Origin of the sequence: Bradyrhizobium sp. AZCC 2176 (assembly GCF_036924645.1) — a bacterium.
Lineage (GTDB): Bacteria > Pseudomonadota > Alphaproteobacteria > Rhizobiales > Xanthobacteraceae > Bradyrhizobium.
Window position 1 is genome coordinate 30686 of the sequence record NZ_JAZHRX010000001.1, and the last position, 14270, is coordinate 44955.

Below are 14270 nucleotides of genomic sequence, written 5' to 3' on the forward strand. Positions count from 1 at the left end.
GATTTGAGGGTATTGCTTGTGTTGCGGCCGGGTTTCCCCTGCGCTGCCCGGCTAACATCAACCGTAGGCGTTTTCCGAACTGGTTGAAACTCAATTTGGGCGTGCGTATCGCGGGCTACGCCCGGTTTTGCTGCGGCCGCGAAGACAATGGCTGATGCCCGAAAGCGCAGGACGATGCAGGCAAGTTGCGAGAGCTCGCCTTACAACTCGCGAACCAAACCAGTAAATTTGAAACGATAAGCTAAGGGAACTTTACGAAATTACCTTCATTCTGATGGCCTGTTTCGAAGACCCGGACGACTGGGTCCAACGACGGATGGTCACGATGATTGTCGACGAGCAAAGGACAAAAGTGCAACGCGAACCGCGGCGCGAGCTGCGCAAACGGCCGACATGGATGACGATCGACAACGGGATGACGAAGATTGAATGCGTCGTCCTGGACGTCTCACCGGGCGGCGCCAAGGTCGCGACCGACGCCGCGCTCGATATCAGGGACAGCTTTGAATTGGCGCTGGTGCCCGAACATGCGACGCGCCAGTCGTGCGAAGTCGTCTGGCGCCGGGGCAAGACCTACGGCGTGAAATTCCTGTCCTGAGGAGCGGCATCTTCGCCGCGTCTCGAAGGATGCAGGCCCGGCTGTCACAATCGTGGCCCTCCTCACGACCGGAGGGCCATCCCCGTCTCCTGCCCCTGCCCCACGGACATACTGCCGTCGTGATTGGCCTTGACGTATGACTGTATTATTACAGTCAGATGTCAGTTCGATTACGGCGGAGCGACAAATGAGCTTGGAATGGCAGGCGCGGTCAGGTTCCCTGGCCTGGTCAAATCCCGTGTCCTGGTGGTGGGGTCTGCTGACCCTGGTGAGCGGCGTCAATATCGCCGTCTGGTTCGTGCTGTATCGCGAGCTTCCGCTCCAGCCGGCCGGCGCTACCGGCAGCGCGGCCGGCGTCGGAGCCATGCTGCTGTTCTGTGCGGCCTATGTTTTCGGCTGCGCCTTCAGGTCGTTTCTGCCGCGCGCGGACGTTCAGCGGATCTGCCTGTTCGACACCTGGTGGTCGAGCGTCCTGGTCGGACGGACGGTGGCGACCGTGGCCGAGATCTGTTTTGTGGCGCAATGGGCGATCCTCCTGCACCAGCTCGGCACGATGACCGGGGCGGAAACGACCGTGAATGCCGCATGGGTGATCGTACCGCTGATCCTGATCGCGGAATGCCTCTCATGGTATGCGGTGCTGACCAGGAATTATCTCGGCAACGCCATCGAAAATTCGCTATGGGCGGTTGCCTTCTTCGTCGTCGGCGTCGGCCTTTGCCGCCTGCTGCCGGAATTCCATGGTGCGGTTCGCGTGGTCCTGGCCATGGCCATCGCAGGCATTGCGGGTTTTCTGGCGTTTCTGATGACGATCGACGTCCCGATGTACCTGAACCGCTGGCGGACCGGAGATGCCGATGGCGACAAGCGCCTGACGCCCCGCGAGGGCCTGCGCGACGTCAGCACGCGCTGGGTGGTGACGCACGACCTTGCCGAGTGGAAGGACGAGATCACCTGGATGTCGCTTTATTTCAGCCTGGCGGTCTGGTCTAGCCTCGCACTGTGCGTTTTCTACTCGCTCGAAAATCATCTGCCGCAGTATCGGACTGAAGCTGCGATCGTGAGCGTGTCGCCTGACGCAGTGGCCGGTCGTGGTGCGCACGTGCCGATGGTGAACGTTTCCACGGCGAATGCATTGAGGAAGAACGCGGCGCCGTAGTTCCATCGCGGTTGCCCGCCAAAGCCTTAACTCGCATGTCGCGTGACGGTGCTCGTTCGCCAGCAAGAGCAATCCAGCGCACGATGCATAGCAGTCACCGCACCGTGAGGGTGTTTCGCCGCTCGCGAATGGCATGAAATATTCCGCGCCTTGCACGAAGCCATTTTCCCGGCCGAAGAAGGAATCCCGAAACGATATCGTCGTAACGTGATCCTCAGACAAGGAGTCGATCATGTGGATGATCATCGACCTGCTCTACCGGGAATATTGCCTCGCTCGGTTGCATGAGATGCGCAAGATCACCCTTGCTCGCTGAAGCTTAGGGCCTCTTCCGTTCCGATGGAATCGGAACGGGGCCCTAGATTTTTAATTTGACGCGTTTTCTTGACGCGAACCGGTCCCCACTTCGCTGGAAAACGCTCTAACGAAGCGCGAGCAATCTGTCGCAGGCCGCATTTGCGATTGCGCTGGTTTGCCGACTTGCGGTGGACCGAAATCAGGAATCATCTGGCCTAACCGTGATCGAAGGAGAAGGTCATGCAGCCATCGACAGACGATCTGCTGATACGCCAAATCAGCGCGCTGATATCCGCGACCGCCGAAGCCGCGTCGACCAGCAGGGAACACGCACCCTTCATCGAGGCAAGGCTATACGAGACCCTGGCTGCACATTGCGCCGAAAAGCAAAGGCTCGCGGCGGCATTTGCCAGAAGCGGCGCCGAAAAGACAAAACGAGGATTGATCTACTGGTAGACCGGAACCAGCGGATCGGGGCGCGCACCTCAAAGGTCTCCACGGGATACCCTTTTGATTCCCTTCACGCCGTGCCCGAGGGAATGCCGGTTGGTCCGTCGCCTCCAACCAGGTCCAATCGGGCGCAGGATCGCTGGAATTGGCCCCTGAATTCTCCTGGCGGAACGCCGAACTCGCGCTTGAACGCCCGATTGAACGCCGCTTCCGAGTCGTAGCCTACCTCGGAGGCTATCTGGATCACAGCCTCCCGCGTGGTTTGCAGCATCCTTGCGGCGAGTTGCAATCGCCAGCGCGCAAGATAGGTCAGTGGCGGCTCGCCAAGAAACCGGGAGAACCTCTCGGCAAGGACCGAGCGTGAAACGCCGGTCTCGGCGGCAAGTTGCTCCACGGTCCAATGATGACAGGGTTTTCGGTGCAGCAGCGCCAGCGCACCACCGACGACCGCATCCCGCGCACCTGCAAGCCAACCGGTCTGTTCCGGCGGCAGCGCCTCCATGTAGCGGCGAATGGTTTCGATGAAGAGCGCCTCCGCCATCTTGGATAGCAGGACCGACTGTCCCGGTCGCACGGATCCAGCCTGGGAGACGAGATGGCGAACCGAACTCTCCAGCCATTCGCCGGCCGGGTCGCCCCGCAGGTTGATCTTGATCATCAGCGGCAGGCCGGCAAGGAAGAGCCGATCGGCATGACGTTCGCAGCCGAAATAGCCACAGACAAACCTCGTCACCTCGCCTCCGCCACCCAATCGCATCGTGGTCAGATGGCCGACCAGGAACTCGCCGAGCGAAGCTCCGCTGTCGTGGTAGGTCGATGGCGAGCCGTTCGAAACGGTATGGGCATCGCCGTGGGGGATGATCAGGATGTCGCCCGCAGCGACGGCGATGTCCCGTTCGCCCTGGAAGCGCACGATCGCCTTCCCGTCCGTGACCAGATGATAGCTGACCAGGCGCTCGGTTCCGGGGGCAAGCACATGGGCGACGTCTTGCAGGGGCGGCACCCGGAACCCCCAGGGAGCGGTGCACTCGGCGTGATAGAAGATGGCGCCGGTCATGCGCACAGACGTCAGCGCCTCCGATAGAGCATCCATTTCCGTGCTCCGCCGAACGTGGACCCTGGACAACCTGCAAAGAACCACGGAGTTTCGGCAAAGTTGCGGCTTCGGCTTCCCGCTAGCCTCGAATGTCATGGGTCCGGCCACCGCGACCAGTCAGCCTGGCTGCCATGAACCGCGGAAGAATTTTGCTGGGAGATTTCGATGGGCAAGACATTCGACGTGATCGTCGTGGGCGCGCGCTGCGCCGGTTCGCCGACCGCGATGTTGCTGGCGCGCAAGAGTTACCGGGTGCTGGCGGTCGACCGTGCTTCATTCCCGAGCGACACCGTGTCGACGCATCTCGTGCATCCTCCCGCCGTGAATGCGCTGGCGCGATGGGGGCTGCTCGACCGCCTGGTGGCGACCGGATGCCCGCCGATCCATACCTACTCCTTCGACTTCGGCGCGTTCACCATTGCCGGCGCCCCCGGCACCGACAAGGATCCCGTTGCCTACTGCCCGCGGCGAACCTTCCTCGACAAGCTGCTGGTCGACGCCGCGGCCCAATCCGGCGCGGAGATCCGTCAGGGTTTTGTCGTCGAGGAAATCATGACCGAAGGAGCGCGCGTCGTCGGCATCAAGGGCCGATCGAAGCACGGCGGCACCGTCACGGAATATGCCGACGTTGTCGTGGGCGCTGACGGCCGGCACTCCATGCTGAGCGAGGCGGTTCATCCCGAGCAGTACCGCGACAAGCCGCCTTTGCTGGTGGGCTATTACAGCTATTGGCGAGGGCTGCCCACCGACGGCCGCTTTGAAACCTTTGTCCGCGACAGGCGCGCATTTGCGGCGATGCCGACCCATGACGATTTGACGCTCGTCATTGCCGGATGGCCTTACGCAGAGTTTGCGGATAACAAGAGAGATATCGAGGGCAACTACCTGAAGGCCATCGAACAGGCGCCGGACTTTGCCAAAAGGGTGCGCAGCGCCACGCGCGAAGCGCCGTTCGCCGGCGCAGCGGTGCCGAACTATTTCCGCAAGCCTTACGGCCCCGGCTGGGCGCTCGTGGGAGACGCCGGCTATAACAGGGACTTCATAACGGCGCAGGGAATCCTCGATGCCTTCCGGGACGCCGAACTCTGCGCCGGGGCGATCGACCAATCATTGTCGGGCGCGCGGCCATTCGAGGAGGCCATGGGCGGGTACCAGCGCACCCGTGATGCGCAAGTTGGGGCGATGTACGATTTCACTTGCGAACTCGCAACGCTCGAACCGCCGCCACCCGAGTTACAACGGATCCTTGAGGCGGTTCACGGCAACCAGGCCGCCATGGACGGCTTTGCGCGTATGAACGCCGCGACGATATCGCCGACGGAATTTTTTGCACCTGACAATGTCGAAGCGATTTTTGCTGCCGCAGCCTCGGGAAATCAAAGGACGAGCATATCGTGAAAGCAGCGTCGGCTCCGATACTCCGATGGCGCCCGCAAGAAATCTGCTCAGTGAAAATCCCGTGACGGCGGCAGAATGCGGACGTTGCGCGGATGGCGGATTTTTTGCGCGGGAGCGTCCGGGTGCTCGCGGCGGTCGTCGTTGAGCGGCTCGACCAGCGCGGGGCCTGCCGGGACCGGATGCTTGCGGCTCGACCCATCATTGGCGAGGCCGATCAGGTCGTGGGAGCGGTCGAACATCCGCTGCGCCACCAGATGCGTCACCTGTTCCGGGCTGCTCTGGATATAGCCCTCGACCAGGATGAGGCGGGCGCCCATCACTTCTTTGCGGTACTGCTCCATCACCTTGGGCCACACCACGATATTGGCGATGCCGGTTTCGTCCTCCAGCGTCATGAAGACGACGCCATTGGCGCTGCCCGGCCGCTGCCGCACCAGCACCACGCCGGCGCAGCGGATACGGCGCCTGTCGTTTTTGTGGTTGACGTCCTTGCAGGCGACGACGCGTTCTTTGGTAAACCTCTCGCGCAAGAATTCCATCGGGTGGCCCTTCAGCGACAGCCGCACCGTCTGATAATCGGCGACCACCTGCTCCGGCAGCGGCATTAACGGCAGCGGCTTGGCGTTCTCGTCGGGCTGCTCGCGGGCGATCGCGGCCTGAAACAGCGGCAGTGGCACGTCATCGGGCAACCGCCGCACCGCCCACAGCGCCGCGCGGCGGTCGAGCCCGATCGAGCGGAACGCATCGGCATCGGCGAGCAGGATCAGCGCGCGCTTCGGCAGGCCGGTGTCGCGGGCGAATTCTTCCAGCGAGGTGAAGGGACGGCGGTTTCGGGCAGCGACGATGCGGTCGGCCCAGTCGGTGGCTTTCTCGTCGTCGTCATTCCGGGGCACGCGAAGCGTGAACCCGGAATCTCGAGGTTCCGGGTCTCGTGCTTGCGCACCATCCCGGAACGACATCTGCATTCGTTTCAACCGCTCCTCATCCTCATCAACCCAGCTAAACCCGTCGATCTGGCGGAAGCCGAGCCGCACCGCGCAGTATTTTCCACTCCCCTGCTCCAGCGTGTTCTGCGCAAAACTGTAGGACACATCGATCTCGCGCACCTCGACGCCGTTCTTGCGGGCGTCGCCGACGATCTGCGCGGGGGCGTAAAAGCCCATCGGCTGCGAATTGAGCAAGCCGCAGCAGAACGCATCCGGGTGGTAATGCTTCAGCCATGACGAGATATAGACGAGCTGGGCAAAACTCGCGGCGTGGCTTTCGGGAAAGCCGTAAGAGCCGAATCCCTTGATCTGGTCAAAACATCCTTTGGCGAATTCGGGGTCATAGCCGCGCGCGATCATGTTGCCGATCAGCTTGGTTTCGTACGTGCCGATGGTGCCGAGGTTGCGGAAGGTCGCCATCGAACGGCGCAGGCCATTGGCCTCTTCGGAGGAGAACTTGGCCGCCTCGATCGCGATCCGCATCGCCTGCTCCTGAAACAAGGGCACGCCGAGCGTCTTGTGCAGCACGCGATACAATTCATCCGCCGGGCCGCGGTCGGGCGACGGTGACGGATAGCTGACCTTTTCCTGGCCGTTTCGTCGGCGCAGATAGGGATGCACCATGTCGCCCTGGATCGGACCGGGGCGCACGATCGCCACTTCAATGACGAGGTCGTAGAAGGTGCGCGGCTTCAGCCGCGGCAGCATGTTCATCTGCGCACGGCTCTCGACCTGGAACACACCGAGCGATTCGCCGCGGCACAGCATGTCGTAGACCGGCGTGTCATCCTGCGGGACGGTGGCGAGCTCCCAGCGCGCGCCCTTGTGGTCGGCGATCAGGTCAAAGCATTTGCGGATGCAGGTCAGCATGCCCAAGGCCAGCACGTCGACCTTCATCATATGAAGCGCGTCGACGTCGTCCTTGTCCCATTCGATGAAGGTGCGGTCGTCCATCGCGGCATTGCCGATCGGCACATAAGTGTCGAGCCGGTCCTGCGTCAGCACGTAGCCGCCGACATGCTGCGACAAATGGCGGGGAAACTCGATCAGTTCGGTGGCAAGCTCAACCGCGAGCTCGACCATCGCATTGGCAGGGTCCAGCCCGGCCTGGCGAACCTGCATCTCGTTGAGGCCCTTGCCCCAGCTTCCCCACACGGTATCGGCGAGCGCCGCGGTGACGTCTTCCGTCAGCCCCAGTGCCTTGCCGACATCGCGGATCGCGCTGCGCGGACGGTAGTGGATGACGGTTGCAATGATCGCGGCGCGGTGGCGGCCGTAGCGGCGGTAGACATATTGCATCACCTCCTCGCGCCGCGAATGTTCGAAATCGACGTCGATGTCGGGCGGCTCCAGCCGCTCCTTGGAGATGAAGCGCTCGAACAGCAAATCGACCTTGGTCGGATCAACCGAGGTGATGCCGAGCACGTAGCAGACGGCGGAGTTAGCCGCCGAGCCCCGGCCCTGGCACAGGATGTTCTGGCTGCGCGCATAATGCACGATGTCGTGCACGGTGAGGAAATAATGCGCGTATTTCAGCTCGGCGATCAGCGCGAGTTCTTTCCGCAAGGTGGCGCGCAGCGTATCAGAAATCTCGCCGCCGAAATATCGGTCGACGCCGGCCCAGGTTAGATCCTCCAAATGCTGCTGCGCGGTCTTGCCCGGCGGCACCGGCTCGTCCGGATACTGGTATTTGAGCTGGTCGAGCGAAAAGCTGATGCGGGAAGCAAAGCGCATGGTCTCGGCGATCGCCTCCGGCAGGTCGCGAAACAACCGCACCATTTCGTGGGGCGGTTTCAGGTAACGCTCGGCATTGACCTCGAGCCGCCGGCCGATGGCGTCGATGGTGGTCTTTTCTCTGATACAGGTGAGCACGTCCTGCAGCGGACGGCGGGCGGGATGGTGATACAGCACCTCGTTGGTCGCGAGCAGCGGGACCTTTGCGGCCAGCGCCAGCCGATGCAGCCGCGCCAGCCGGCGTTTGTCGTCGCCGCGGTAGAGCAGGCTTGCGGCGAGCCAGATGCCGTCCGCCCGGCTCTGCTTCAGACGCTGCAGAATTTCCTGCGCGCTCGCCGCGTCGAAGCGATGCGGCAGCGCCAGCACCAGAAGCTGGCCCTCGGCGAATTCCAGGAGGTCATCGAACCGCAGATGGCATTCGCCCTTTTCGATCCGCGTGATGTCGTCGCCGCGCTTGCCGCGGGTCAGCAACTGGCAGAGCCGGCCATAGGCGGCGCGGTCGCGCGGATAGACCAGGATGTCGGGCGTGCCGTCGATGAAGACGAGGCGCGCGCCGATCAGGAGCTTTGGCCTGTATTTGACCTCGGGATTATCCAGTTCCTTGTAGGCGCGCACCACGCCGGCCAGCGTATTGTGGTCGGCGATGCCGATGGCGGGGATGCCGAGCAGGCTTGCCTGATGCACGTAGGCGCGCGGATCGGAGCCGCCGCGCAGGAACGAGAAATTGGTGGTGATGCCGATTTCGGCATAATCGTTGATGGGGCTTTTCATGCGAACAGCCCATGCACGAACCATCTGACAGGCGCGGGCTCGCCTTCCGCATCGGCCAACTCGCTTTCATAGAGCCCGTCGCGAAAGATCCAGAAGCGCAAGCCCGCTTCGTCCTCGATGCGGAAATAATCCCGCGTCGGGCCATCGCCGTTCTGCTTCCACCATTCCATGGCGATGCGTTCGGGCCCCTCCACCCGCACCACCGCATGCGTCACACGCCGCCAGGTGAACTGATGCGGCGGGCCGTCGGGCACGGTTGCAAACGGCACTTTGATCGGTTCCGGCCTGTCGAACAGCCGCAACGGCCGCAGCGGCGGCTCGCTTTCGATGCGCTCCGGCCATGCCGCCTGCGCGGCGGCCGTCAGATGATGCTGTGCTGCTACGGCCAGCACAGCGCGTTCGGGAATGTGGGTATCCTGCGGCAGATGCACGACGACGCGTTTTCCCCCGATGCGCGCAGCGATGCGGTCGATCAGCGCGGCCAGTTCGTCATTGTCATGCACATTGGCGTCGAGATCGCGCTGCTGCTGCACCACGATTTCGGTGCGGCTGGCGGACAGCCTGATGAGATCGAAGCCGAAGCCGGGATCGAGGGGATCGTTGAGCGCATCGAGCCGTTCGCGAAACAGGCGGTCGATCACCTCTGGCTTCGTCACCGGACGGCCGGTATCGACCGAGATGGTGCGCACCGCGCCGTCGGTGCGGAAGAAACTCGCGTCCAGCCGTCGCGCGCCCTTGCCCTGTCTGTCCATCGCCGTGACCAGCATGGCAGCGAGCGCAGACAAGTTCATCGCGATCACGGTGTCGGTGGCGACCGGTTCGGGAAAGCGTTTCTCGACGATGTAATCCGGCAGCGGCTTTCGGGGACTGATCGGCGCATCGCCCTCGCCCAGCGCCTGCTCCAATAGCGTCGTGAAGCCGGCGCCGAAACGCGCCGTGATCTCGTGACGTCCGCGCGAGGCAACGTCGCCGATGGTTTTCAGGCCGGCGCGGCGCAGGCCGCCGGTGATGGCCTCACCGGCGCCGAGCGCGGAGACCGGCAGCGGACCGACGGCGCAGGCCTCCTCGCCATCGGCAACGATCTTTCCGGAAGTCTGGCGCGTCAGCGTACGGGCGCAGATCGCGGTGCTCGCGATCGCGGCGCTGACGGCAAAGCCGCGACGGCTCAGCGCGCCGCACACAATCTGCAGCAGCGCGCGCTCGCCGCCGAACAGATGGGCGCAGCCGGTGATGTCGAGATAGAGTCCATGCGGCAGATCGAGCGCCACCAGCGGCGTGAAGCGGTCGCACCAGTCGGCGATGTCTTCGAGCGTCTTGCGGTCGGCGACTTCGTCGGCGTCGAACACCGTCAGCTCAGGACAGATCGCGCGGGCATTGGCGAGCGGCAGGCCGATCGAGAGGCCGGCATGCACGGCTGTTTCGTCGAGCGCGTAAATCAGAATGGCGTTGTGCTGCTTGGCGACGACGACGCTGGGGGTTTTATCCAGCTCTTCGTTGTCGCCCGACCTTTTTTTTGACGCGTTTTCTTCACGCGAACCGGTACCCACTTCGCTTGAAAACGCTATGTGCTTGCGCTTGATGCGGTCGATGGGCAGGCGTGGCAGCCACAGGCTGAGGATACGCCGACGGTTCTCTGAAAAGGCACTCATCACATTTCCATTCCATGATCCAGCGGCCGACCGGGCCATGACGGTTACGAACAAGCTGCGCGTCGAACACGGGCGCGCCCCAGGCGTGCCAGGGTACAGACGGCGGCGAATGCGCCGCGCGCACGATCCATCTGGTTTCCGCGGTCGAAGGCCGCGGCTCCGCCGCCATCCGCAGCAGCAGCGCGGTGACGCCGGAGGCTTGCGCGGCCAGCGTGAGCTTGCGGCTGGCGACGAGATCGAGCTGACGCGCCTGCCCCCAGACTTCCAGCACGACGGCGCCGAGCGCATCGCAGGCCAGCGCATCCGCGGCGGTCCGCAACGCGGCGTCGGTATCGGGCGCGCGCACGGTCACGAGCAGCCGCGGATCGAGACCCAGCTCGCAAAGCCCGCTCATCGACAGCGCACCCGATTCAATTTCCGAAAAGTCCTGCCGCACCCAGACCAGCGGCCGGCGCGGCGATACCCTTCCCGCGAGCCCTGCGATGAATCCGGTCGCCGCCGCGCTCTGGTGGCCCTCGGCGAACACTTCATGCACCACGGCGAGCGCAAACCCGCCGTGCAGCACAGAATCCGCTGCCGCATGGCCAAGAGCGACCTTGTTGAGATCATGCGCATCGCCATGCGTCTCGATCCGCTCGATGCTCCCGCGCAAAGTTGCAAGCGTGCTTGTGCGTGCGGTGCTCATGCCCCGCTCCTTAGAAATTTTGGCCTTTACCGCTTCTTCCCGAGTGAACCCGCGGCTGGCTCATTTGTTCATGATATGTTCTAATATAAAGCTAACCGGCCCGGCGGAGTCAATCAGGATCGACACTTTGGCGATTCATGAACGGAATCAAAGGGATTCAATGATGGATGTGCAATTTGAAATAGAAATCATGGTGGATGCCAACCTCGTACGCGGCATCCGCAGAACGAGAATGGAGAGTGCCGCATGCACCACATCACCCTCGATAGCGAAACCGATTTCGATGGCTGGCGCAAAGCCGCCCGCGCGCTGGCACTGAACAATGTAAACCCCTCCGACGTGACGTGGCGCGTGGCTGATGATGCGCCCGAACTGTTCGAGCCGGCGGCGCCGCCGCTCGATCCGCCACATGGCACCTTCAACGTATCGGCCAGGTTCGTCGAACTGGCAGAGATCGCGATCCTGCACCGCAACCCTGAACGGTTCGCCCTGCTCTACCGCCTGCTATGGCGGTTGCGGCACAACCACGATCTGCTCGATCTCGCGACCGATCCTGACGTGGCCGAGGTCGCCGCCATGGCCAAAGCCGTGCGTCGCGACGAGCACAAGATGCATGCCTTTGTCCGCTTCCGCGAAGTCGGCCGCGAGAAGTCTCACTTCGTCGCCTGGTTCGAGCCGGAGCACCACATCGTCGAACTGGCCGCGCCGTTTTTCGCGCGCCGTTTCGCCGACATGCCCTGGTCGATCCTGACGCCGGATGTCTGCGCGCATTGGGACGGCCATGCCGTCTCGATCACGCCGGGGGTCGCCAAGAGCGAGAAGCCGACCCAAGACCGGCTGGAGGAAACCTGGCGGCGCTACTACGCCAGCACTTTCAATCCTGTGCGACTGAAAGTGCAGGCCATGCGTAAGGAGATGCCCCGGAAATACTGGCGGAACCTCCCGGAGGCCTCATTGATTAAACCCCTGATCGAAGGCGCCGGACGTACCGCCAGCGCGATGACCGCGAACGCGGCGACCGAACCGCACAGGCCGCCGAAGCGGCTGGAACCGCCCAAGGAAAGCGACAGGGAAAGCGACAAGGAAAACAAAATGGCCCGCAAACAGGCAGACGATCTTGAAACGCTGCGTGAGGAAGCCGCCGATTGCCGCGCCTGTCATCTTTACAAGCATGCGACCCAGACCGTGTTCGGCGAAGGCCGGCAAACAGCACGGATCATGCTGGTCGGCGAGCAGCCCGGCGACAAGGAAGATCTCGCCGGAAAACCTTTCGTAGGGCCCGCGGGGTCGATGCTCGACCGCGCGCTGGAAGAAGCCGGGATCGATCGCCGTACAGTCTACGTCACCAATGCGGTCAAGCATTTCAAGTTCGTGCCGCGCGGAAAGATCCGCCTGCACCAGAAGCCGAACACGCCGGAGATCAAGGCATGCCGGCAGTGGTACGAACGCGAACTTGCCGCGATCAAACCCGAACTGGTGGTGGCGATGGGGGCCACCGCGGCGCAAAGCGTGTTCGGGAAAATTACGCCGATCAACAAGAACCGCGGCCATCCAATCGATCTCGATGATGGAACCAGGGCGCTGGTGACGGTGCACCCGTCCTATCTGTTGCGATTGCCGGACGCAGAAGCCAAGGAACGCGAATACCGGCGCTTCGTCCAGGACCTCAAAATAGCCGCCGACGTGCTGCGAAAATCAGCCCATGCGGCCTGAATTCCGCCAATCCGGCAGCCGCAACTTCTAGTGAAATATGCAGCCGCAATTTCTGGTGAAATATGACGGGAAAAATTGACAATCGCGTTTGCAACCATTAATTGATAAATGACACAATCGCATTCTCAAGGGAATGTGGGACGTCTGGTACGGCATGATGTCCCATACGGTCGACGCGCTGCGCGGGTCCCCTTCAGCCCCGGCACCGTGCAGCGCGCGACCTTTCTTCAAGATCAAGCCGAAGCGGTCCACCTGGGCTACTCAACTTTTTCGAAGTGATCGCGCAACGATCGCCGCCGGCCTGTCCATCCGCTGAACCGACAAATCAGTTGAAGCGGCAAGCACTCGCTTCAGGCGAGACATCTTCACGTCCCTGCTGAGCGGCAAATAAAGAAGGCCTGTATTGGGGATACAGACCTTCGTTGATGTGCATTCGAACTTCACGTGCGATGGAAGTTCAAGAGAGAAGCAAGGTGAGTTACGCCGCCGCCAGCTTGTTCTCGACCAGCTTGATCCAGTACGAGGTGCCGTACACGATCGCCTCGTCGTTGAAATCATAGGCGGGGTGATGGAGCCCGGCGCTGTCGCCGTTGCCGCAGAAGATGAAGGCGCCCGGCCGCGCCTCCAGCATATAGGAAAAATCTTCGGCGCCCATCAGCGGCGGCATCTCGTGGACGTTCTGGGCGCCGGCCACTTCCTTGGCCACCTGCGTGGCGAAGTCGGTCTGCTCGGCATGGTTCTTGGTCACGGGATAGCCGCGCTCGTAAACCAGATCGACTTTGGCGCCGGTCATTTTGGCTACGCCCTCACACACCTCGCGTACCCGCTTCTCGACCGTTTCGCGAACTTCCGGCGTCAGCGTCCGCACCGTGCCCCTGAGTTCGGCGGTTTGCGGGATCACGTTGCGAGCGTTGCCGGCATGGAATTCGCAGATTGAGATCACAGCCGACTCCAGCGGATCGATGGTCCGCGAGACGATCGATTGCAGGGCGGTGATCAACTGCGAGCCGACCAGCACGGAATCGATGCACTTGTTCGGGCGCGCGGCGTGGCCGCCGAGGCCCTCGATCTTGATGTCGATCGAGTCGGTCGCCGCCATGACAGGACCGGACCGGATGGCAAAGGAGCCGACCGGAATCCCCGGGCCGTTATGCATGCCGTAGACCTGCTCGATGCCGAACCGGTCCATCAGTCCGTCCTTGATCATGGCGTCGGCGCCCGCACCGCCCTCCTCGGCCGGCTGAAAGATCACGACCGCGTCGCCGGCGAAATTCCGGGTCTCGGCGAGATAGCGCGCTGCACCCAAAAGCATCGCGGTGTGGCCGTCATGGCCGCAGGCGTGCATCAGGCCCGGCGTCTTGGAGGCATGGGGCAGATTGGTCGCCTCCTCGATAGGCAGCGCGTCCATGTCGGCGCGAAGCCCGATTACCCTGATCTCGCCTCTGCCAGGCTGCTTGCCCTTGATGACGCCGACGACGCCGGTGCGGCCAAGGCCGGTCGCCACCTCGTCGCAGCCGAATTCGCGCAAGCGGTCCGCCACGAATGCTGCAGTGCGGTGGACATCGTACAGCAATTCGGGATGTTCATGGATGTCACGGCGCCAGGCCTGGATATCGGATTGCAGATCGGCGACGCGGTTGACGATGGGCATGGGAATTCTCTGGCCTCAAAGGTTGGAACGCTAGGGCTTCTGTAGCATGCAAGCGGCGGTCCACCCAGCACTCTGCCGCAGAG

General features: G+C 62.8%; 10 protein-coding genes. 5 read left to right on the plus strand and 5 right to left on the minus strand.

Annotation, left to right across the window (positions count from 1 at the left end; translation table 11 throughout):
* Positions 1 to 274: 274 nt before the first annotated feature.
* From V1288_RS00160 to V1288_RS00170, 3 genes are all read left to right on the plus strand, one after another.
* On the plus strand, positions 275 to 598 hold the full coding sequence (locus V1288_RS00160) for a PilZ domain-containing protein (RefSeq protein WP_334355149.1): 324 nt from the start codon (positions 275 to 277) through the stop codon (positions 596 to 598).
* A gap of 187 nt (positions 599 to 785) precedes the next feature.
* Positions 786 to 1757, plus strand: a complete 972-nt coding sequence (locus tag V1288_RS00165; protein WP_334355150.1) for a hypothetical protein — start codon at positions 786 to 788, stop codon at positions 1755 to 1757.
* A gap of 537 nt (positions 1758 to 2294) precedes the next feature.
* Positions 2295 to 2510, plus strand: a complete 216-nt coding sequence (locus V1288_RS00170) for a hypothetical protein (RefSeq protein ID WP_334355151.1) — start codon at positions 2295 to 2297, stop codon at positions 2508 to 2510.
* Between the two features lie 64 nt (positions 2511 to 2574).
* On the opposite strand, the gene V1288_RS00175 is transcribed toward V1288_RS00170, so the two are convergent.
* Positions 2575 to 3597 (minus strand): AraC family transcriptional regulator, encoded by a 1023-nt coding sequence (locus tag V1288_RS00175; RefSeq protein ID WP_334355152.1) that lies wholly within the window; start codon positions 3595 to 3597, stop codon positions 2575 to 2577.
* A 168-nt stretch (positions 3598 to 3765) separates the two neighbouring features.
* Between V1288_RS00175 and V1288_RS00180 the strand changes: the two genes are divergently transcribed.
* On the plus strand, positions 3766 to 4998 hold the full coding sequence (locus tag V1288_RS00180; protein ID WP_334355153.1) for an NAD(P)/FAD-dependent oxidoreductase: 1233 nt from the start codon (positions 3766 to 3768) through the stop codon (positions 4996 to 4998).
* Between the two features lie 47 nt (positions 4999 to 5045).
* Here the strand turns inward: V1288_RS00180 and V1288_RS00185 are convergent, their stop codons facing one another.
* From V1288_RS00185 to V1288_RS00195, 3 genes are read right to left on the minus strand one after another with little or no spacing between them, the layout of a single operon-like run.
* The gene (locus V1288_RS00185; RefSeq protein WP_334355154.1) at positions 5046 to 8489 is read right to left on the minus strand and encodes an error-prone DNA polymerase; all 3444 of its coding nucleotides are present in this window, start codon (positions 8487 to 8489) and stop codon (positions 5046 to 5048) included.
* Positions 8486 to 10108 (minus strand): Y-family DNA polymerase, encoded by a 1623-nt coding sequence (locus V1288_RS00190; protein ID WP_442894003.1) that lies wholly within the window; start codon positions 10106 to 10108, stop codon positions 8486 to 8488. The genes V1288_RS00185 and V1288_RS00190 overlap by 4 nt, the downstream gene beginning before the upstream one ends.
* A complete protein-coding gene (locus V1288_RS00195; protein ID WP_334355155.1) occupies positions 10017 to 10823 on the minus strand; it encodes an ImuA family protein in 807 nt (268 codons plus the stop codon). Before V1288_RS00195 ends, V1288_RS00190 begins: the two co-directional genes overlap by 92 nt.
* A 246-nt stretch (positions 10824 to 11069) precedes the next feature.
* Here V1288_RS00195 and V1288_RS00200 point away from each other — a divergent pair, with 246 nt between their 5' ends.
* On the plus strand, positions 11070 to 12536 hold the full coding sequence (locus V1288_RS00200) for a UdgX family uracil-DNA binding protein (protein ID WP_334355156.1): 1467 nt from the start codon (positions 11070 to 11072) through the stop codon (positions 12534 to 12536).
* 478 nt (positions 12537 to 13014) lie between these two features.
* Here the strand turns inward: V1288_RS00200 and V1288_RS00205 are convergent, their stop codons facing one another.
* Positions 13015 to 14187 carry a M20 aminoacylase family protein gene (locus tag V1288_RS00205; protein WP_334355157.1) on the minus strand — a complete coding sequence of 391 codons (1173 nt, stop codon included), beginning with the start codon at positions 14185 to 14187 and terminating at the stop codon, positions 13015 to 13017.
* Between the last annotated feature and the right edge of the window lie 83 nt (positions 14188 to 14270).

Excerpts from the sequence above, each read along its gene's own strand:
- V1288_RS00180 (WP_334355153.1), top strand. The coding sequence starts at position 3,766 with ATGGGCAAGACATTCGACGTGATCGTCGTGGGCGCGCGCTGCGCCGGT.
- V1288_RS00160 (WP_334355149.1), top strand. The coding sequence starts at position 275 with ATGGCCTGTTTCGAAGACCCGGACGACTGGGTCCAACGACGGATGGTC.
- V1288_RS00195 (WP_334355155.1), bottom strand. The coding sequence starts at position 10,823 with ATGAGCACCGCACGCACAAGCACGCTTGCAACTTTGCGCGGGAGCATC.
- V1288_RS00170 (WP_334355151.1), top strand. The coding sequence starts at position 2,295 with ATGCAGCCATCGACAGACGATCTGCTGATACGCCAAATCAGCGCGCTG.
- V1288_RS00175 (WP_334355152.1), bottom strand. The coding sequence starts at position 3,597 with ATGGATGCTCTATCGGAGGCGCTGACGTCTGTGCGCATGACCGGCGCC.
- V1288_RS00200 (WP_334355156.1), top strand. The coding sequence starts at position 11,070 with ATGCACCACATCACCCTCGATAGCGAAACCGATTTCGATGGCTGGCGC.
- V1288_RS00165 (WP_334355150.1), top strand. The coding sequence starts at position 786 with ATGAGCTTGGAATGGCAGGCGCGGTCAGGTTCCCTGGCCTGGTCAAAT.
- V1288_RS00185 (WP_334355154.1), bottom strand. The coding sequence starts at position 8,489 with ATGAAAAGCCCCATCAACGATTATGCCGAAATCGGCATCACCACCAAT.
- V1288_RS00205 (WP_334355157.1), bottom strand. The coding sequence starts at position 14,187 with ATGCCCATCGTCAACCGCGTCGCCGATCTGCAATCCGATATCCAGGCC.